The organism is Alkalihalobacillus phoenicis, assembly GCF_047302405.1.
In the GTDB taxonomy this organism is placed as follows: Bacteria; Bacillota; Bacilli; order Bacillales; family Bacillaceae_D; genus Alkalihalobacillus.
Genome location: NZ_CP154853.1, coordinates 2791668 through 2810051, shown reverse-complemented (window position 1 = coordinate 2810051; position 18384 = coordinate 2791668). Strand labels below are relative to the sequence as shown.

The following is an 18384-nucleotide window of genomic DNA, read 5'->3' as shown; positions in this document are numbered from 1 at the left end:
GTGTATAGGTATTTTTGTAGTTAGACTTAGTTAAAGAGATACGTTCTTTATAATAGAATTGGTCCTACTTTAAACATAAGCTCTTCTTCGTGATTATCACCAGGGAATAATTCTTCCTTAAAATAAGGTTGAATCTCGCAGTTTGTCTTGTAAACTCTAGCCAGTTTCTTAAATAGAGCTTGAGAGGCATCATTAGACGGGGTAACCGTAGCTTCAACAAACTTGATTTTCGGTGAGACGTTACTTTTAATTAAGTAGTTTAATAAACCCGAAGCAATTCCCATACCATGAGCTGATGGTTTGACGCCGATTTGCCAAATAAATAATGTATCTTGGCGATTCGGAGGTCTAAAAGCTGTAACAAAACCTACCAATTCATCCTCACGTTTAGCAATGACACAAGTTTCAGCGAAAAAATCCGCCATCATAATGTACTTATAGGCTGAGTTTTGATCAAGAGACGTTTCATTCACAATCTCCCACATCGCAGAACCATCTTGTTTTGATGGATGTAAAAATTCGATAATTTCTGTTTTCTTTTCAGGTGCAATGACTGTTTGATTAATAATGTTCATTTCCTCCTTTACTTTAAAATGAATCATAAAAACAATAACAGACGTTTCGTAATTTTCATTCCCACTTCTCATTGCATTTAAACGGCTTTTTATTATTTTTTTAAACTACATCATTAATCTTAATTGTATCGTTTAAAAGGTGCAAATGAGTTAAATCGGTATTATCTTGCTAATAACAGCCTTAGCAACGTTCAAAGTATCTTAGGAGGAACATTATCTTATATCCTCCCAGATCGTAAGCAATTCTCACAATATTAAAAAAAGACCTATATAAACAAGTGAGAAATACCTATAATGTGGAAATTTATTACCATTATTATATGGAGTGTTCTAGAAAAACAGCGATAAAAGCGGCATTAGACAATAAAAGCCTTCTTTAGTCACCATTCTTCACAAAAAAGGTCGGTGACTATTGGGGGAGGTGATGAAACTTTGAGATTGGAGAAATAATAAGGGATAGGTAGTGAAAGAGGGTCAATGAGTCGGTAAGCGAGTGAATAAGAGCGGCAAAGGGAATCAAAGGGGATCAATGAATCCGAAAGCCAGCAAATAAAAACCGCAAAGGAAATCAAAGAGCCGCAATGAATCCCAAAGCCACCGGAAAAAAGCCGTAAAGGGAATCAAAGAGCCGCAATGAGTCCGAAAGCCACCGAAAAAAAGCCGCAAAGGGAATCAAAGAGCCGCAATGAATCCCAAAGCCATCAAAAAAAACCACAAAGGGAATCATAACTTGTGAAATCTGCGAATTAGGGTGTGAATAAAGCAGAATAAGTAATGAAATTTGAGGTTTACAAAAATTACGGTGCGAATAATGCAACAAGAGTCTCAGCTCAAAAAATAGAAGAAAAGAATACTACTCTTCTCTTCTATTTTGAAATTCTTTTATTTGTTCTTTTTTCTTTTTTTCTTTTTATTTGTTGATTCAGTTTCAACTGGCTCTGCAAATTCTTCGGCAAATTCAGTTTCTACTGTTTCGTTTACTTGATTTTGATGCTGTTTCTTTTTCTTACCCAAAGAAAACACCTCCGTTCTTTTTATTTAGTCTTGCAACCTAAATAAAAAACTTTAGTTTACATATTTTTAGGTTGAGAGCGTGCTGCACGGTCAGCAGCTCGGAACTCTGCACCGTATTGAACTTCTAATGCTTTTCGAAATGGATTACGTCCATCTTGTTGTGCTTTCTTTTTAGTCATAATTTGCTGCCCCCTTCCATCAAGATACTTTTAGTTTGTACAGTAAAAAGTAAAATATTCCATATGGATGGGAAGTATTTATTTTCAGAATCATCTAAAAAAAACGAGTCAAAGAAGAGGCTATTGAAGAATAAATTTTAAGTTGCTAGTTTGATTGAATTCTGAAATCTTGAATTTATGCTAAACGCTAAACAGTTTAGAAACAAAAAGAAGCCATCAATTAGGGCACATGATCGTACCTTAATAGATGGCTGTTATTCATTTTATCAAATTTTAAGCTTCCATTGCTTCTTGGTTTTCTATGTCGACTTGATGAGTACGGATCATATGGAAGTGGTATTGGTCTTTTTCGATTTGGAAGAGGTCGTAAAATTCACCTTCTTCGTTAAGTTGGGCATAAATATCTGGACGAATTTCATTTGCAAGTGTGCAGTACGGTAACTTTTTGGCAGCTTGAAAAGAACGGATATTTTCTTTCCGAATTCTCATAAAGACGGTTTGAATGTCACAGCTGTAAAAGAGCTCATCAAAAAAAGCATCTTTTGCAAGTTTATTATAACCTTTGCCAAAGAAGGGCTTTCCGACCCATGTTCCGAGAAATCCAGCATTGTCTGAGATATCGAATAAATTAATGGTGCCAATCGGTGCACCCCATTCATCTGTAACCGTCCTGGAAATTAACTCACCGCGTTCTTCTGCCTCAACCGTTTGTTTCGTTAAAAACACAAACTCATCATAAGAATTTGCCTTCTGGCGAACATAAGGAAATACAGCAGGATCAATTAAATAGTCGTACAATACATGGCAATCAGCAACGTCACGTTTTTTTAAGATCATAAAAAGCCCTCCTTGTAAGACGAGGGCAAATAACGATGATCCACCCTCGAATTTAATAGTCGTACATTATCAAATTCGGGGTGGGAATCGAACCCACTAGGACCAGTAAAACTGGTGGCGCACCAATTGCCTTCCCAATGTCTATATAATTGGATTTATCGGTATATAGCGTCATAATCAATGGTTAAGTATGATTAGCATAGGTTAAGTACCTTTATATATTGTTATTTCGTCAATATACTCTTGATTCCTTCTATATATTAATGTTTTTTTTGAAAAAAAGATACATTTTTTTTCAAAAATAATGTGAAAAAATTTGCCATAAGTCTTATTTTTGTAACAAATGTGTTAAGGCTTCGTTAAGGTTAGGAAATTTGAAGGAATAACCGTGTTTTAAAGCTTGTTCAGGTAAAACTTTTTGCCCGTCTAATACGAGTGTACTCATATCCCCAAGTAAAATTTTTAAGGCAAAACCAGGGACTGGAATCCAGTGAGGACGGTTCAAAACAGAACCAAGGATTTTCCCGAATTCTTTCATTTGTTTAGGGTGAGGGGAGGTGAGATTTATAGGGCCAGTTAATTCCTCATGCAAAAGAACAAACGCAAACAAATCGATGACATCATCAATATGAATCCAGGAAAACCATTGATTCCCTGTGCCGAGTGGACCACCAATAAATAACCGATAAGGAAGCAGCATTTGATTTAAGGCCCCTTCATTGGCGTGAAGAACAATTCCTAAACGACAAAAAACGGTTCTGATCCCGAACTCACGAGCACCTGCGACCTGCTCCTCCCACTGTTGAACGACGGAAGTTAAAAATTTATTATCAACAGATTTTGATTTTTCTGTAAAAGTTTCGGATTCAGAGTTTCCATAATAACCTATGGCAGAGGCACTAATGAGTGTCTTTGGTTTTTGTTCCATTTTAGAGATGATGGATAACAATTCATTGGTTGAATCAATTCGACTATTCAAGATCTTTTGCTTTTGCTCAGTGGACCACCTTTTTGCCCCGATCGATTCACCTGCAAGATGATAAATGGCTTCAATACCTTCAAGTTCTACGGCGGGGGTTGAATCTTCACTAAGCCACTTAATATAAGTAACCCCTTCTTTCGCTTCTTTATTTTTTAAACTTCGTGTTAATATTTTGATTTGATGACCTTCTTTTAATAAATAATCAACAAGTCTGGAACCAATAAATCCGGTTCCTCCTGTAATGGCAATGTTCATATGACCCCTCTTTTCGTTGAGTATACATTTTCTTTTACCGTTGTTACTCTTTGCTTAAACATTCTTTTTAAGTTGACGATTCCCTTCTTAAAATGAAATACTTTATAAGAAAGACTAGTTTACGAAATGAAGTACTTTTGTCCAAAAAGAGGTGACATTAATGAAAGTAACGATTACGAAGATTACGGCCCATAAGCGTTTTAAACAAAGGTATCATCTCTTTTTTAATAAAGGGAATGGAGAAGAGTATGGGTTTAGTATTGATGAAGATATTTTAATTAAGCGAGGGATTAAAAAAGGCCTTGAAATTGATCAAGAGGAACTAGAGCAAATTGTGGATGAGGATGAAAAAAAGAAAACTTATCATCTTAGCATTCATTACTTATCATATAGAATGCGGTCGGTTTTTGAGTTAGTTGAATACTTACAAGGAAAAGAACGAAAAAAAGAACATATTGAATATACGGTGCAATTATTACTTGAACAAAAGTTATTAAACGATGAAGAGTTTGCGAAAAGTTTTGTTCGGACAAAAAAGAATACGCAGTTAAAAGGACCGCTCAAATTAAGGCAGGAATTAAAACAAAAAGGTATCTCTGAATCGATTATTGATGTAGCTTTAAGAGAGTTTTCGTTTGCAGAACAAGTTGAAAAACTGACAAAATGGTTAACGAAACAAAAACCATCGATGAGGGAATCGGCTCATGCTTTAAAGCAAAAGCAACAGAACAGATTGCAAGGGAAAGGCTTTAGTCATGCAGTCATTCAGGTAGCGTATGATGAGGTGGAGGCAGACTTAGAGCATGATTCTGATCAAGATGTCCAGTGGAAAGCTTTATGTTTTCAAGCGGAAAAGCTGAAAAGAAAGTATAAAACGAAGTATAATACTTATGAATATGAGCAGAAATTAAAACAAGGGTTATATCAAAAAGGCTTTCCAATTGATGAAATTACCCGTTTTATTGAAAAAGACAAAGAGAGTGAGACATTTTAGGGGGAAGTATAAGAATGGATGAGAAACGATTTAGTGACATGAGTGAGTACGAGCTTCATACCGTAATACGTCAATTTAATGAAAAGGCAAAAAAGGCTGAGCAACTTGGGATGATGAATGAGTATGCGGTTTATGAACGAAAGGTTTGGATGGCTAAAGCCTATTTGCTTGATCCAAAACAATTTAAGCCAGGCAAAACGTATCAAATGTTTGATGAGGAGTCAACTTTCCAAATTTCTTACATGAATGGTCATTTCGCTTGGGGCTATCGTAATAATGAAGCCAATCTTGATGCCGTACCGATTTCTTTGTTAAAAGTAGAAATTAAATAAAAACTTCCCCTAAGAAAGTTCTTAGGGGAAAGTTTATTAAATGGTTGAGCTAGTCCATAATTTTTGTCTTAAGCACGTTTCCGTGTCTGCACGGCTAGAACAATATTATGGTAACTTTGTTGGGTCTCACCATTGACTTGGTGGAATGCACGTTTAGGGTTTGCTCTAGGTGATTGAAATGGATCTTGATAGTTATATCTCTTTTTCTCCTTACCCATAGTAAAAGCCCTCCTTATTAAGTTAACTGTCGTCAGCTTCGTTTGCCGATAGCATTCTTTCTTGTGGACGGTCCTTGATTGTCCCGTTTGCACGTTTAGAAGCGTGCTTTTCGTCTTCCAAAGATGCTCCTGAAAACTTAATGTGATTAGGAAAGTCTTTTGCTTTATTACGCATTGGATGAGCCCCCTTTCAACTAGCTCAATCTTAGTATGAGAAAAATTGCTATGCTTTATTTGTGATAATTACTTGTAAATGGAGGAAATCAATGTGGAAGAAATTTTTCAACGATTGACGGATAAATTGTTAGAAGTTAATCAAGAGTTGACAGTGAATCAAGCGAGAACATGGGTGGAAGGATTATGGGAGGATTTTGAAACAACAAGTGCAAAGGCCGGACGAACATATAAAGGGCAAGAAATGACGGAACAAATTGTTTTAAAATGGATTAGTCAATATGGGCCGCATTTACATAAATACGCCCCAAAAAATGAAAAATTTTCTCATTTGAACAAAGATGAAGGAATGAAGCATTAAAAAAGAAAAGGTGGTGAGAAGTGTTGAAATTCTCATCATCTTTCTTTTGAGATGAATGAGTAATGCTTGGTATGTCGTTGTAAAGAAGCGGATACGCCAGGGAGTGTGAAAAAAAAAGGAGCAGGGTACGTCGTAAAAGAGCGGATACGCCACGGAATGTGAAAAAAGGGAGCAGGAGTACGTCGTAAAAGAGTGGATACGCCAGAGAATGTGAAAAAAAGGGAGCAGGGCACGTCGTAAAAGAGCGGATACGCCAGAGAATGTGAAAAAAAGGGAGCAGGGCACGTCGTAAAAGAGCGGATACGCCAGAGAATGTGAAAAAAAGGGAGCAGGGCACGTCGTAAAAGAGCGTATACGCCATGTAATGTGAAAAAAGGGAGTAGGGCATGTCGTAAAAGAGCGTATACGCCACGGAATGTGGAAAAAACGAGCAGGGCACGTCGTAAAAGAGCGGATACGCCATGTAATGTGAAAAAAGGGAGCAGGAAACGTCGTAAAAGAGCGGATACGCCAGAGAATGTGAAAAAAGGGAGCAGGGAACGTCGTAAAAGAGCGGATAAGCCACGAAATGTGAGCAAGTATAAAGAAACCGTGTCGTAAATGGCTAATCTGACACGGCATGTAGAAGATTTAATTTTCGGTCAAGACATTTAATTTTTTTCTCAATGTATTTTCATTATAAACCCAGCCTGTATAAGAACTAATGATTTTCAGTTGTTCGTTTAGCTGTACGATTGCGACAAAGGGGTAATGTCCCTTGCTTCGGTATCGTAAATCAATAAATCGAACTTCTGTATAGTCATCATTTTTCTCCACTTCCCACCGATAAGTTGGGGAGAAGGATAAAAAGGCGTGTAAGTTATCGTCTTTTCTAGCTGCATTCATAATTGGCATATCCGGTATAGGTTCAAAAGGATATTGTTCAAAATAATTAATTTCATTATGGATCGATTCGGCTACATATAAGGTCTCTTTTGTACGAATGACGAGATGCCATTGATACCAACGCATCGATGGGGAGACGAATATATGTGTCGCTGTTGGGTGTAGACGTCTTGCGTGTTGAATTACTTTATTTTTCTCGTAAAAGCGCCAAATGTAATAAAGAATTAAGATACCGTAAAGTCCAAAAAAGGTTGCTACTGGTGGGCTTCCAAGTAACCACATCATCAGAGCACCTAGGTGGGTGAAAAAGATATAAGGATCGAATGTATTAATGACTCCAAGAGCGACCCATTTTTTTGAAAATGGACGAAGAGCTTGGGTGCCATATGCATTGAAAATATCAACAAATACATGTAAAAACACAGCAATAAAGGACCATAATAAAACGGTTGACCAAGCAATTCCTGGGACAAAAAGGGCAAGGGTAGCTGTAATTAATAAAGGCCATAATAATACGGCAGGGATGGAATGGGTTATCCCTCGGTGATTACGAAGGTAAACGGCATTATTTCGTAACTTTAGAACAGTATCAAAATCAGGTGCTTGCGAACCAATTATTGTGGCAATCAGAACGGTTTTTTGCATTACTGGGTCGCTTGCTACAACCGGATCAACCATCGCTAATCCACCAAGAGCAAATCCCATTACTACATGTGTACCAGTATCCATTATGGATTCCTCCTCCTTGGTGAATAAAAGCTCACCTTTTAAAGTCTGAGCTTAGGATTTTCCAATGATATCAAATCTTTTGATAAATTTCTATAGTCAAGCACTTTGAAAAGTAGCTAAATTTTTATAGTTCTTCTTTATTTATACCCGAAAATCAAAAGTTTAAAAGGCAAGGAGAAAAATCATGACAAAAGAATTACAAATCTTTATGGAATATAAAGTTAAAGAAGAAATGGTTGAAGAATATGAAAAACTAATGCGCTCTATTTTACAACAATTAGAAGTGCTGGGAGCGACAGATATTAATTGGTTTGTTGCATCGGATCAACCATATTTATATGTAGAAATGTTTAAAGTGGAAACACATAGACAATACGAGGAGATAAAACAAATCCGACAATCGGCTTTGGAACCGATCTTTGGAAAGATGGTCCCTCTGATTGAAGGTGGAGAGAAAAAAGTTCATTGTTGGGCGTTTGAACGTAAGGAGTAGTGTTATGAGTCATACAGATTTAGAAAAGTTTAATATTACAGGTTTCCAGGAAGATTTAGTTGGTTGGTTTGTTGAACATCAACGTGAGCTTCCTTGGCGTGAAAATAAAGACCCTTATCGCGTCTGGGTATCAGAAATAATGCTTCAGCAAACAAGGGTTGATACGGTAATTCCTTATTATACAAACTTCATGCGTGAGTTTCCGACTGCAGAAGCATTAGCGAACGCAGATGAAGAAAAGATTTTAAAAGCATGGGAAGGACTTGGGTATTATTCAAGGGTTCGGAATTTACAATCGGCGGTAAGGGAAGTGGTAGAACATTATAAAGGGGTCGTTCCTAACAATCGTAAAGAAATTTCCGCACTAAAAGGAGTCGGCCCTTATACAGCTGGAGCGATTTTGAGTATTGCTTATGACTTACCAGAACCGGCAGTAGATGGAAATGTCATGCGGGTGTTATCACGAGTTTTATTAATTAAAGATGACATTGCTAAACCGAAAACACGAACCCGATTTGAAGCGATTTTGTATGAATTAATTTCAAAAAAGAATGCGTCCTTTTTTAATCAAGGTTTAATGGAATTAGGAGCTCTTGTCTGTACGCCGACTTCACCAGGCTGCTTATTATGTCCAGTTCGTGAATACTGTAGAGCGTATGAAGAAGGAGTTCAAACAGAATTGCCAATTAAGTCTAAAAAGAAAAAGCAACAGCAAAAAAACATCATTGCCTTAGTTATCAAAAATGAGTTAGGTGAGTTTTTGATCGAAAAAAGACCGGAAAAAGGGTTACTTGCCCGTTTATGGCAATTTGTTAACTTTGAAACCGAAAAGTTGGAGCAAGAGAAAGTAAACATTGAAAAAGAAATTAGCAACTTTTTAAAAATGGATACATTCGAAAGTTTTGGACCACTTCAAGAGGTGGAGCATGTTTTTTCTCATTTAAAATGGCATATCCATGTCTATGAGCTGAATGTATTATCGAATGAATTAGAGCTTAGTACGGATCAACGCTGGGTTCAAAAGCAGCAGATTGAAGATTATGCATTTCCTGTTTCCCACCAAAAAATCATTGAACAACAATTAAAAATGGAGGAATGATGATGCACCTAAATTTAGCAGGCAAAACGGTCTTAGTTACAGGGGGTTCTAAAGGAATAGGTCAAGCGATTGCCTTAGCTTATTTAGCTGAAGGAGCAAAGGTAGCAGTTGTAGCGAGAAATGAAGCTGATTGGATGGAAGAATTTAAAGCTGAATATTTTCAGTTTATTAAAGCTGATTTAGCAAATGAGCAAGAACGTAAAAAAGTGGTCGAGACGTTTGAAAAAAAGTTTGGTTCCGTTGACATTTTGATTAATAACGTCGGTGGTAGTAACGGTTCAACGATTGCTGAAACGGAATTGTCTCTTTTTTCTGAAGCCATTAATTTAAATTATTTTTCGGCTGTGCATTTTAGTCAATTAGTCCTTCCAAAAATGAAAGAAAACGGTTGGGGGAGTATCATAAATATTTCTTCTATCTTTGGACGTGAATCAGGAGGGAAAGCTACATACAATGCTGCCAAAGCGGCGATGATTAGTTTTACAAAATCATTAGCAGATGAAGCGATAAAGGATGGAATTCGAGTTAATGGTGTTGCCCCAGGTTCGATTTTACACCCAAGTGGAAATTGGAAAAAAAGAATGGAAGAGAATCCTGAAAAAATGAAACAGTTTGTTAAGAACGAAATCCCTGCAGGAAGATTTGGAACCGTAGAAGAAATTGCGAATGTTGTTTTGTTTTTAAGTTCTGAAAAAGCAAGCTGGGTTGTTGGAGCCACATTAAATGTTGATGGCGGGCAATCCAAGGCGAATTTTTAAAAGACAAAAACTGTTAATGAATGGAGGTGTCTTAGAGCGAACTAACTTATCGCTTTAAGGCATTTTTTTTGAAGGTAGTGAGTGGGGGCGGAGATAAGTAACGAAACCGTAGTCGAAGCTATGATTTAGATTCGAATAAGTGGTAATTGGTAATGAAAATCGTGCGATGTCAGGATTAGGGTGCGAATAAAGCAGGATAAGTAATGAAAAATGGTGCTGCTCCAGATTAGTGTGCGAAAAGCTTTAAAAGACAAATGAGATAGTTACTCATCTGTCTTTTAATGATGATAATAAGCTTTAAGACACTAGGTTATTAATGCTCTCGATTTCTTAAATGAATTTCCTCAATAATTCTTTTCGTTTCGGGAGTGCCTAAGCGATAAAGAGCTTCATATACATCATCCATGCCTTTTTGATATTCCTCTTGATCGATATCTGTTTTGCTTTGGTCAAAGTGCTCAAAGGAAAATAAATTACTCAATTCTAAATCATGTTTTTGGACTTCATGAAGCAGGTTAGCTAAATCTTTTTTTTCGGTTTCGGTTGCTTCAATTTCATATTCGATCAGCTGCCCGTCCCCAATCTTTGTTGGACTAATATCATCCATACTAATCGGATTTAAATTAATATAATACTTTTGCTTTTCCATCAATTTGTCTCCTTTCCAAACTCCTATTTTTAGGATAACCAGGTGCTAAAAAAGGATGTATCAGAAATTAGAGAGTATATCTTGGAAAAAAGACGCCTCCATATATGAGACATCTTTAAATCATTACTTAGTTATTTATGAATTAAAATCGCACGACCATTTATTTCTTTTGCTTCCACAGCTTGATGAGCAATTACGGCGTCTTCTAAAGAGAAAATTTGATGATTGAGAGCTAGTAATTTTTGATCATGAAATAATTTACTAATTTGTTGTCCCGCTGCAATATAAGCGTCTTTTGGGACGGTAAATAAGAGTAGCCCTAATAAAGCGGCATTTTTTTGATTTAGTTGTCTCCAAAGTAAAGGTGGTGTGTTGTCATTAGGTGAGCCGATTGTAATAATTCGTCCACCATTTTGAATGATTTCAAAGTCGGTTTCCATATTATCACTTAAAGACATTTCTAAAATGAGTGGTACACCAGCACCTTCCGTTAATTCAAGCACTTTCTTCGCAACAGTCGTTTCTTTATATAAAATCACATGGTCGGCTCCGGCTGCTTTTGCAATTTGAGCTTTTTCCGCTGAACCAGCTGTTGTAATGACTTTAGCACCAATTTCTTTTGCTAATTGAATAGCGGCATATCCAACGGCACCAGAGCCCCCGTATATTAGGACTGTTTCATCGCTTTTTAACTGACCTCGGAAGAAAAGAGCTAAATGAGCGGTTAAAAAAGGCATCGATAAAGCCGCGCCATCTGCAAACGATAACGAATTGGTTAATGGAAAGGCGATTTCTGCATCAAGTGCAACGAATTCACCTGAAGCCCCTTTTGCATTCGATGCCCAAACGTGCTCACCAACGCTGTGAGATGTTACGTTGTCTCCAACTTCAATTATCGTTCCAGCGACATCAAAATGTGGAATATGTGGGAAACTGGGGACTTCTCTAATCCCTTTACGAAAATATGTATCAACTGGATTAATGCCACTAGCTTGAACTTTAATAAGAACTTGATTGTCTTTAATTGTTGGTGTGGGCATTTCTTTTACCGTTAACACATTCGGCGTACCGTATTGTTCATAAACTAATGCTTTCATGCTATCACTCCTTTGAAAAAGATACCTCCATCTTACGGAAAAAATCAAAAAAAACAAAGGAAATATACTTAATAAAAAAGGAGGAGAGCATAAAAACACCAAAAATGACCTCATATGACTTGTTAGTTTGATTTAAGAACTTGGGAAAATCGGTTAGCTAATTACCCGTATTTATGATCAAAGATGGTTCATTTATTTAGACCACCACGAGCTTCAATTTCTTCAATGATTTCTCTATGAATGGAAGACCCTTCTGCATTTAAATAAGGAACCATCTGTTGTAAATTATAGTGGAAAAAAGCTAATTCTTCTTTTGTCCACTCACTTTTAGGGAGCATTGAAAGCTCAGTCATATCACGTCCTTCATGCATCATCCTAGCCTCCTTTTTTATTATGTTGAAGATTACTTAAACTTAGTCTCCCTGTTCTATCATCAAGCTATACGATATAATAGCAAGGAATGATTAATATGCTTGGTTACGATACATATAGATTTTAGGAGGAAAAGTAATGGAACAAAAAGTAGCACTTGTCACAGGTAGTAGTAGAGGAATTGGAAAAAGAATTGCCTTGCGCTTAGCGGAGCAAGGATATGATATTGTCATTAATTATGCAAGAAATAAAAATGCAGCCTTAGAAACAGCAGCAGAAATTGAACAGTTAGGACGAAAAACATTAGTTGTTAAAGCGAATGTTGGAAAGCCTGAAAAAATTAAAGAGATGTTTGAAGAAATTGATCAGCATTTTGATCGTTTAGATATTTTTATTAATAATGCTGCATCTGGTGTTTTACGTCCTCTTATGGAGCTAGAAGAAAATCATTGGGATTGGACGATGAATATAAACAGTAAAGCGTTATTATTTTGTGCTCAAGAAGCCGCAAGACGAATGGAAAAATCAGGCGGTGGTAAAATCGTCAGCTTAAGTTCTTTAGGTTCGATTCGTTATTTAGAAAATTATACGACTGTAGGAGTATCAAAAGCGGCAGTTGAGGCATTAACAAGATATTTAGCGGTTGAATTAGCAGAAAAAGGAATTGTAGTTAATGCAGTTTCAGGAGGAGCGGTTGATACAGATGCATTAACTCATTTTCCGAATCGTGAAGAACTTTTAGCATCATCTGCAAGTCGAACACCAGCTGGCCGTTTAGTGGAACCAGAGGATTTAGCGAATGCGGTTATGTTTTTAGTTTCCGATCAAGCGTCAATGATTAGAGGGCAAACTCTTATTGTTGATGGAGGAATTTCTCTTTTAACATAAAATTAGAGAATTTATTTTGGATAGAATGATTGCCTCCTGGACATCTTAATTTTTGTGGAGGTGATTAAATGGCAAACCAAAATCAACAAAACCAATCTAAAACAAATGCACAACAAGTGAAAAAACAAAATCAAGCTTCTCAACAAAACGCTAGCTACGAAACAGAATTTGCTAGCGAAACAGATGCACAACAAGTAAGACAACAAAATGCACAATCCGAACAAAAGAAAAAACAACAATAATAAAAGGTGAAAACCCTGAACAAAAGCTGGTGCGAAGTTTCGATTTCGTGCCGGTTTTTTTATGGATACTAAATGTTTTATTAGGAACTGAAAATGATGAGATTCGTGTGACTGTTTTGTGACGCACAGCACTTTTATGGTAATGAAACAGAGGCGAATGCGAAATTAAGGTGCAAATAATCCTACATGTGTAATTAAAACTACTCGAGAAGTAAATAAAAAAGCCCAAATTCACATAAGTGCTTTTGGGTCGTTGTTATTATTTGATTAATTGTTTTATTAATTCTTTGTTACGTTGTTTAAAAATTTCATTATGAGAGGAAACCATTGCTGTTTGAGCAGCATCTGGTTGAATGTACTGTTTGGCTTTATTTACTGCGTTAGCGGCATCTTGAAAAGCTCCAGCAATTAAATGAACTTTGCCTGGGTGGGATAAGATATCACCAGCTGCAAATATACCAGGTACAGTCGATTCGCTCTGGGCTGTCCCTTTAATATAAAAATCTTCAACTAATTCAATCGGCAACGAGCTTTCTTGTAAAAGGGAGCTGTCACGTTCATAACCATGATTGATGATCACTTCGTCAACATCTATGTATGAAGTGGTGTTGTTTCGATGGTTAGTAAGTTCTACGCTACTAATTCTATCGTGAGCTTTATTTGGAATGAATTTCGTAATAAAGCTGTTAAAGTGGCATTCACAGCCACTATTTGAAAGTTGAGTCACTTGTGCTTCATGACCAGTAAGGGCTTCTTTCCGATAAGTTAAATAAACTTTTTTCGCAATTGGTTGAAGTTCATTTGCCCAATCAATGGCCGAGTTTCCGCCACCTGAGATCATTACGACTTTGTCTTTAAAATGCTGTAAAGATTTTACCGTGTAATTTAAATTGGTAATTTCAAATCTTTCCGCTCCATCAATTTCAATTTTAGAAGGAGAGAGGATTCCACCACCAACAGCTACGATAATGGTTTTAGAATAATGTATATTGCCTGTTGCACTTTTTAAAATAAAATAACCTTCATCAATATCACGAGAAATGGAAGTCACTTTTTCGTTAAGAACAACTTCTGGATTAAAGGTAAGGCCTTGTTTTACAATTTGTTCAATCAATTTAGCTCCAGGAGTAGGAGTTAATCCACCGACATCCCAAATCATTTTCTCAGGATAAACATGGACTTTTCCACCTAAACGTGGTTGGTATTCAATTATTTTTGTTTTCATTTCGCGTAATCCACTATAAAAAGCAGAATATAATCCAGCAGGTCCAGCCCCAATAATTGTTACATCAAATAAGTCTATTGAGTGCATAAGACTCACTCCCTCCAAAACCTAGTGTATATTGATAATCATTATCATCATACACTGAATATGTATATTTGGCAATTACTATTGACAACGATTCTCAATCTGATTATAGTCAACTTGTGCTTAGTATTGATAAATGTTATCAATCGAATTGAAAATTTTAAAAAACTAATCGAATTAATATATTTTTTTGCGATAAAAATACAATGAGTTAAAGGGAGGAATAAGATGACACGACTATATACGGAAGGTTTACATATAGCCTATAGTGATAAGACAATTATTAAGGATATGTCGATTGAAATACCGGATCATAAAATTACAACAATCATCGGAGCTAATGGATGTGGGAAATCAACGTTATTAAAAGCGATGACAAGAATTATCTCGTATCAGACTGGTACGGTGGTATTAGATGGAAAAGAAATTGTGAAAGAGAACACAAAACATTTGGCTCAAAAAATGGCGATTTTGCCGCAGACACCAGAGAGTGCTAGTGGCTTAACGGTTAGTGAACTTGTTTCTTATGGTCGTTATCCTCACCAAAAAGGGTATGGCCGATTAAATAAAAAAGATCTAGAAATGATTGATTGGGCCCTCGAAGTGACTGGGTTACAAACATTTAAATATCGAACTGTCGATGCTCTTTCTGGTGGACAGAGACAGCGGGTTTGGATTGCGATGGCCCTTGCCCAAGAAACAGAAATTATTTTCTTGGATGAACCAACGACCTATTTAGATATGGCTCACCAACTAGAAGTGTTAGAGCTCTTGCAAAAATTAAATCAAGAACAAGGGCGTACCATTGTGATGGTTTTGCATGATTTAAATCAAGCGGCTCGTTTTGCTGATTATATTGTCGCATTAAAAGATGGTGAAATTATTAAATCCGGTGACTGTGAAGAAGTCATCACTCAACCAGTACTTGAAAAAGTTTTTAACATTGATGCGGTGATCGGACGTGACCCACAGACAAATAAACCAATATGTTTAACGTATAGTTTAATTAAAGGGGAAAAGGAAACGGAGAAAAATGTGGCTACTATGCCTCGTCTTGCTCAAGTGGTTAATTAGTCATACAAAATAAATAATTGTATTATTGAGGGCCTTCGTTGTTGATATCAAGACAAAAGAAGGCCTTTTTTTCTGCTATCGGGTACTTACCGTTTCAAAAGAGGTTAGAAAGCGGTATAATAGAACAGAATAGACAAATTAAGATTGAATGAAGTGTGTAGATAAGTACATGAGAGTTGGCTCACATTTAGGAGCTTGCTTCGTACAAGCACCTAGATTGAAAAGCTCTATGTATGGACGTCCAGTGAAAAGTTACACAGAAAGGAGTAACAAATGAACTTTCCCAAAGTGGGTAGTAGTATTCAGATCCATAGTTATAAACATAATGGATCTCTTCATCGGATTTGGGAAGATACCATCATATTAAAAGGGACGTCAAAGGTTGTGATTGGAGGAAATGATCGAATCCTAGTAAGAGAATCAGATGGACGTAATTGGAGAACGAGGGAACCGGCCATTTGTTATTTTGATTCTGAGCAATGGTTTAATACGATAGCCATGCTCAGAGCGGATGGCATCCATTATTATTGTAACATCGGAACTCCGTTTACTTGGGACGAGGAAGCATTAAAATATATTGATTATGACCTTGACATTAAAGTCGCTCCAGATATGACATTCAAGTTATTGGATGAAGATGAGTACGAACTCCATCAAAAACAAATGAATTATCCACCTGAGTTAGACGCGATTTTGCAACGAAGTGTCGACACATTGGTATCTTGGATTCATCAACGTAAGGGCCCTTTCGCCCCGCAATTTATTGAAAATTGGTATGAGCGCTTTTTACAATATCGATAAGTTGATAGCATTGTATTCTAGAAAAAGCCTGAGGTTCGGGCTTTTTTCAATGTTTTTGGGAGGTTTAAAAGAAGTGCATTACCTGGGGATTGGTAATGAAACTCATGGTTACGCTCAATTAGAGTGCAAATAGTCTGTTATTGGTAATGAAAAACGGGGATGAGCCAAATCGGGTTGCGAAAAGGCTATGAGCAAAATTTGAGTGATTCAAAAGTTTTTCGTTCATAATAAGACTTGAAAGGGAGGAGTGTAGATTTGGGAAGTATTAGACGCTATATGGCGTTTGTAAAACCATATACAAAACAAATTATTATCACGATATTAATTGGCATCTTAAAGTTTGGAATTCCATTATTATTGCCTTTAGTCGTCGCTTATATTATTGATGATATTATTTTAGTGGACGGTTTATCGGTAGAAGAGAAACAGTCCATGTTATTTAAAATTATGGCTATTATGTTATTTATTTTTGTAGTGTTACGCCCACCGATTGAGTATTATCGTCAATATTTTGCTCAATGGATCGGGAGTAAAATATTATATGATATTCGAGATCAGCTCTTTAGCCATATCCAAAAATTAAGCCTTCGCTTTTATTCCAATCGTAAAGTAGGGGAGATTATATCTCGAGTTATCCATGATGTGGAGCAAACAAAGAATTTTGTCATAACAGGTTTAATGAACATCTGGCTCGATTTATTTACGATTATTATTGCGATTATTATTATGTTAAATATGAATGTTTGGTTGACGCTTGTGGCCATTTCGATGTTTCCGCTTTATGGATTTTCGGTTAAATATTTTTATGCAAGACTACGAAATATTACTCGAGTTCGCTCGCAAGCATTAGCCGAAGTGCAAGGACATTTGCATGAACGTGTGCAAGGGATGAGTGTCATTCGTAGTTTTGCGTTAGAAGACCATGAACAAAAGCAATTTGCTAAACGGAATGATCATTTTTTAGCAAAAGCCCTCGATCATACGAGGTGGAATGCAAAAACTTTTGCTGTTGTTAACACGATAACCGATATTGCGCCACTACTTGTCATTATCGTTGCAGGTTATTTTGCTTTAAATAATGTGATAGAAGTCGGGGTTATGACGGCATTTGTTCTATATATGGAAAGATTATATGGACCGTTACGTCGTCTTGTAAACTCATCAACCGTTTTAACTCAAGCAATCGCTTCGATGGACCGAGTGTTTGAATTTATTGATGAAGACTATGATATTACCGACAAGCCTGGTTCAAAGGAATTAAAACATACGGATGGCAAGCTCGAATTTTCAAATGTGAGCTTTTATTATAATGACGAACATACGCCGGCGTTGAAAAATTTAAATTTAACGATTAAAAGTGGGGAAACGATTGCCTTTGTTGGGATGAGTGGTGGAGGAAAAAGTACTTTGATCAGCTTAATTCCACGCTTTTATGATGTGACTTCAGGAGTGATTTTACTTGATGGTATCGACATTCGGAACTATCAAGTAAGAAGTTTACGTGATAAAATTGGTATGGTTTTGCAGGATAATATTTTGTTTAGTGAGTCTGTGAAGGAAAATATTTTAATGGGGAATCCAGGAGCCGCAGATGCTGAGGTAATCGCAGCTGCTAAGGCAGCGAACGCCCATGAATTTATTATGAATTTACCTGAAGGGTATGATACTGAGGTCGGGGAAAGAGGTGTGAAGCTCTCAGGTGGTCAAAAGCAACGTGTTGCCATTGCTCGTGTCTTTTTGAAAAATCCACCAATGCTTATTTTTGATGAAGCAACTTCTGCCCTTGATTTAGAAAGTGAACATTATATTCAAGAGGCTTTAGAAGAACTTGCAAAAGATCGAACAACCTTTATTGTCGCCCACCGCTTATCAACGATTACCCATGCAGATAAAATTGTACTTGTTGAAAACGGCGAAATTAAAGAGGTTGGAACCCATGCTCAGTTAATGAATAATAAAAACAGCAGCTATAAACGCTTGTTTGAAGTCCAGAAATTCCAATAAATTTGCATGAGAGTTTTTGTATATATTCCTGAATGAGAACGATAAAAAGAGCTGTACTCGTGT

At 36.6% G+C, this 18384-nt stretch carries 23 protein-coding genes; 11 read left to right on the top strand and 12 right to left on the bottom strand.

From position 1 onward, the window contains the following. Positions 1–47: 47 nt before the first annotated feature. The 5 genes from ectA to AA0017_RS13425 all read right to left on the bottom strand — a co-directional run bounded on the left by ectA (position 48) and on the right by AA0017_RS13425 (position 3842). Positions 48–575 carry a diaminobutyrate acetyltransferase gene (gene ectA, locus AA0017_RS13445; RefSeq protein WP_413375115.1) on the bottom strand — a complete coding sequence of 176 codons (528 nt, stop codon included), beginning with the start codon at positions 573–575 and terminating at the stop codon, positions 48–50. A gap of 882 nt (positions 576–1457) precedes the next feature. After that, a complete protein-coding gene (locus tag AA0017_RS13440) occupies positions 1458–1589 on the bottom strand; it encodes a hypothetical protein (protein WP_413375113.1) in 132 nt (43 codons plus the stop codon). A gap of 56 nt (positions 1590–1645) precedes the next feature. Then, positions 1646–1768 (bottom strand): hypothetical protein, encoded by a 123-nt coding sequence (locus AA0017_RS13435; RefSeq protein WP_413375111.1) that lies wholly within the window; start codon positions 1766–1768, stop codon positions 1646–1648. Between the two features lie 273 nt (positions 1769–2041). After that, the gene (locus tag AA0017_RS13430; RefSeq protein WP_413375109.1) at positions 2042–2605 is read right to left on the bottom strand and encodes a GNAT family N-acetyltransferase; all 564 of its coding nucleotides are present in this window, start codon (positions 2603–2605) and stop codon (positions 2042–2044) included. A 328-nt stretch (positions 2606–2933) separates the two neighbouring features. After that, complete coding sequence (locus AA0017_RS13425; RefSeq protein ID WP_413375107.1) at positions 2934–3842, bottom strand: TIGR01777 family oxidoreductase; 909 nt, start codon at positions 3840–3842, stop codon at positions 2934–2936. 160 nt (positions 3843–4002) lie between these two features. On the opposite strand from AA0017_RS13425, the gene recX reads away from it, so the two are divergent. Together recX and AA0017_RS13415 are read left to right on the top strand one after the other, a co-directional pair. Further along, the gene (gene recX, locus AA0017_RS13420; RefSeq protein WP_413375105.1) at positions 4003–4836 is read left to right on the top strand and encodes a recombination regulator RecX; all 834 of its coding nucleotides are present in this window, start codon (positions 4003–4005) and stop codon (positions 4834–4836) included. 14 nt (positions 4837–4850) lie between these two features. Next, positions 4851–5168 (top strand): YfhH family protein, encoded by a 318-nt coding sequence (locus tag AA0017_RS13415; RefSeq protein WP_413375103.1) that lies wholly within the window; start codon positions 4851–4853, stop codon positions 5166–5168. 68 nt (positions 5169–5236) lie between these two features. On the opposite strand, the gene AA0017_RS13410 is transcribed toward AA0017_RS13415, so the two are convergent. Together AA0017_RS13410 and sspK are read right to left on the bottom strand one after the other, a co-directional pair. Then, positions 5237–5386: a YpzG family protein gene (locus AA0017_RS13410; RefSeq protein WP_003322935.1), complete on the bottom strand. Its 150-nt coding sequence runs from the start codon at positions 5384–5386 to the stop codon at positions 5237–5239. A 22-nt stretch (positions 5387–5408) separates the two neighbouring features. Then, positions 5409–5561: a small, acid-soluble spore protein K gene (gene sspK, locus AA0017_RS13405; RefSeq protein WP_003322934.1), complete on the bottom strand. Its 153-nt coding sequence runs from the start codon at positions 5559–5561 to the stop codon at positions 5409–5411. A gap of 93 nt (positions 5562–5654) precedes the next feature. Here sspK and AA0017_RS13400 point away from each other — a divergent pair, with 93 nt between their 5' ends. Further along, positions 5655–5921, top strand: coding sequence for a YfhJ family protein (locus AA0017_RS13400; RefSeq protein WP_413375097.1), 267 nt, complete (start codon positions 5655–5657; stop codon positions 5919–5921). Between the two features lie 630 nt (positions 5922–6551). On the opposite strand, the gene AA0017_RS13395 is transcribed toward AA0017_RS13400, so the two are convergent. Next, positions 6552–7535 carry a metal-dependent hydrolase gene (locus AA0017_RS13395; RefSeq protein WP_413375095.1) on the bottom strand — a complete coding sequence of 328 codons (984 nt, stop codon included), beginning with the start codon at positions 7533–7535 and terminating at the stop codon, positions 6552–6554. Positions 7536–7719: 184 nt separating this feature from the next. On the opposite strand from AA0017_RS13395, the gene AA0017_RS13390 reads away from it, so the two are divergent. The 3 genes from AA0017_RS13390 to AA0017_RS13380 are packed head-to-tail and all read left to right on the top strand — an operon-like array spanning position 7720 to position 9885. Continuing rightward, a complete protein-coding gene (locus AA0017_RS13390; RefSeq protein ID WP_413375093.1) occupies positions 7720–8028 on the top strand; it encodes a hypothetical protein in 309 nt (102 codons plus the stop codon). A 4-nt stretch (positions 8029–8032) separates the two neighbouring features. After that, positions 8033–9127 (top strand): A/G-specific adenine glycosylase, encoded by a 1095-nt coding sequence (gene mutY / locus AA0017_RS13385; RefSeq protein WP_413375091.1) that lies wholly within the window; start codon positions 8033–8035, stop codon positions 9125–9127. Between the two features lie 2 nt (positions 9128–9129). Beyond that, positions 9130–9885: an SDR family NAD(P)-dependent oxidoreductase gene (locus tag AA0017_RS13380; RefSeq protein ID WP_413375089.1), complete on the top strand. Its 756-nt coding sequence runs from the start codon at positions 9130–9132 to the stop codon at positions 9883–9885. A gap of 313 nt (positions 9886–10198) precedes the next feature. On the opposite strand, the gene AA0017_RS13375 is transcribed toward AA0017_RS13380, so the two are convergent. From AA0017_RS13375 to AA0017_RS13365, 3 genes are all read right to left on the bottom strand, one after another. Then, positions 10199–10534, bottom strand: coding sequence for a hypothetical protein (locus AA0017_RS13375; RefSeq protein WP_003324357.1), 336 nt, complete (start codon positions 10532–10534; stop codon positions 10199–10201). A 131-nt stretch (positions 10535–10665) separates the two neighbouring features. Then, positions 10666–11631, bottom strand: coding sequence for an NADPH:quinone reductase (locus tag AA0017_RS13370; RefSeq protein WP_413375087.1), 966 nt, complete (start codon positions 11629–11631; stop codon positions 10666–10668). A 188-nt stretch (positions 11632–11819) separates the two neighbouring features. After that, on the bottom strand, positions 11820–12002 hold the full coding sequence (locus tag AA0017_RS13365) for a hypothetical protein (RefSeq protein WP_413375085.1): 183 nt from the start codon (positions 12000–12002) through the stop codon (positions 11820–11822). 139 nt (positions 12003–12141) lie between these two features. On the opposite strand from AA0017_RS13365, the gene fabL reads away from it, so the two are divergent. Both fabL and AA0017_RS13355 read left to right on the top strand, forming a co-directional pair. Continuing rightward, positions 12142–12891 carry an enoyl-[acyl-carrier-protein] reductase FabL gene (gene fabL, locus AA0017_RS13360; RefSeq protein WP_413375083.1) on the top strand — a complete coding sequence of 250 codons (750 nt, stop codon included), beginning with the start codon at positions 12142–12144 and terminating at the stop codon, positions 12889–12891. Between the two features lie 68 nt (positions 12892–12959). Then, positions 12960–13133: a gamma-type small acid-soluble spore protein gene (locus tag AA0017_RS13355; RefSeq protein WP_413375081.1), complete on the top strand. Its 174-nt coding sequence runs from the start codon at positions 12960–12962 to the stop codon at positions 13131–13133. A 259-nt stretch (positions 13134–13392) separates the two neighbouring features. On the opposite strand, the gene AA0017_RS13350 is transcribed toward AA0017_RS13355, so the two are convergent. Beyond that, on the bottom strand, positions 13393–14445 hold the full coding sequence (locus AA0017_RS13350) for an NAD(P)/FAD-dependent oxidoreductase (RefSeq protein ID WP_413375080.1): 1053 nt from the start codon (positions 14443–14445) through the stop codon (positions 13393–13395). A 225-nt stretch (positions 14446–14670) separates the two neighbouring features. On the opposite strand from AA0017_RS13350, the gene AA0017_RS13345 reads away from it, so the two are divergent. From AA0017_RS13345 to AA0017_RS13335, 3 genes are all read left to right on the top strand, one after another. Continuing rightward, positions 14671–15516, top strand: a complete 846-nt coding sequence (locus AA0017_RS13345) for an ABC transporter ATP-binding protein (RefSeq protein ID WP_413375078.1) — start codon at positions 14671–14673, stop codon at positions 15514–15516. A gap of 273 nt (positions 15517–15789) precedes the next feature. Further along, complete coding sequence (locus AA0017_RS13340) at positions 15790–16317, top strand: DUF402 domain-containing protein (protein WP_003322763.1); 528 nt, start codon at positions 15790–15792, stop codon at positions 16315–16317. 255 nt (positions 16318–16572) lie between these two features. Next, entirely contained in the window at positions 16573–18321 is a 1749-nt protein-coding gene (locus AA0017_RS13335) for an ABC transporter ATP-binding protein (RefSeq protein WP_413375075.1), read from the top strand. Positions 18322–18384: the final 63 nt, after the last annotated feature.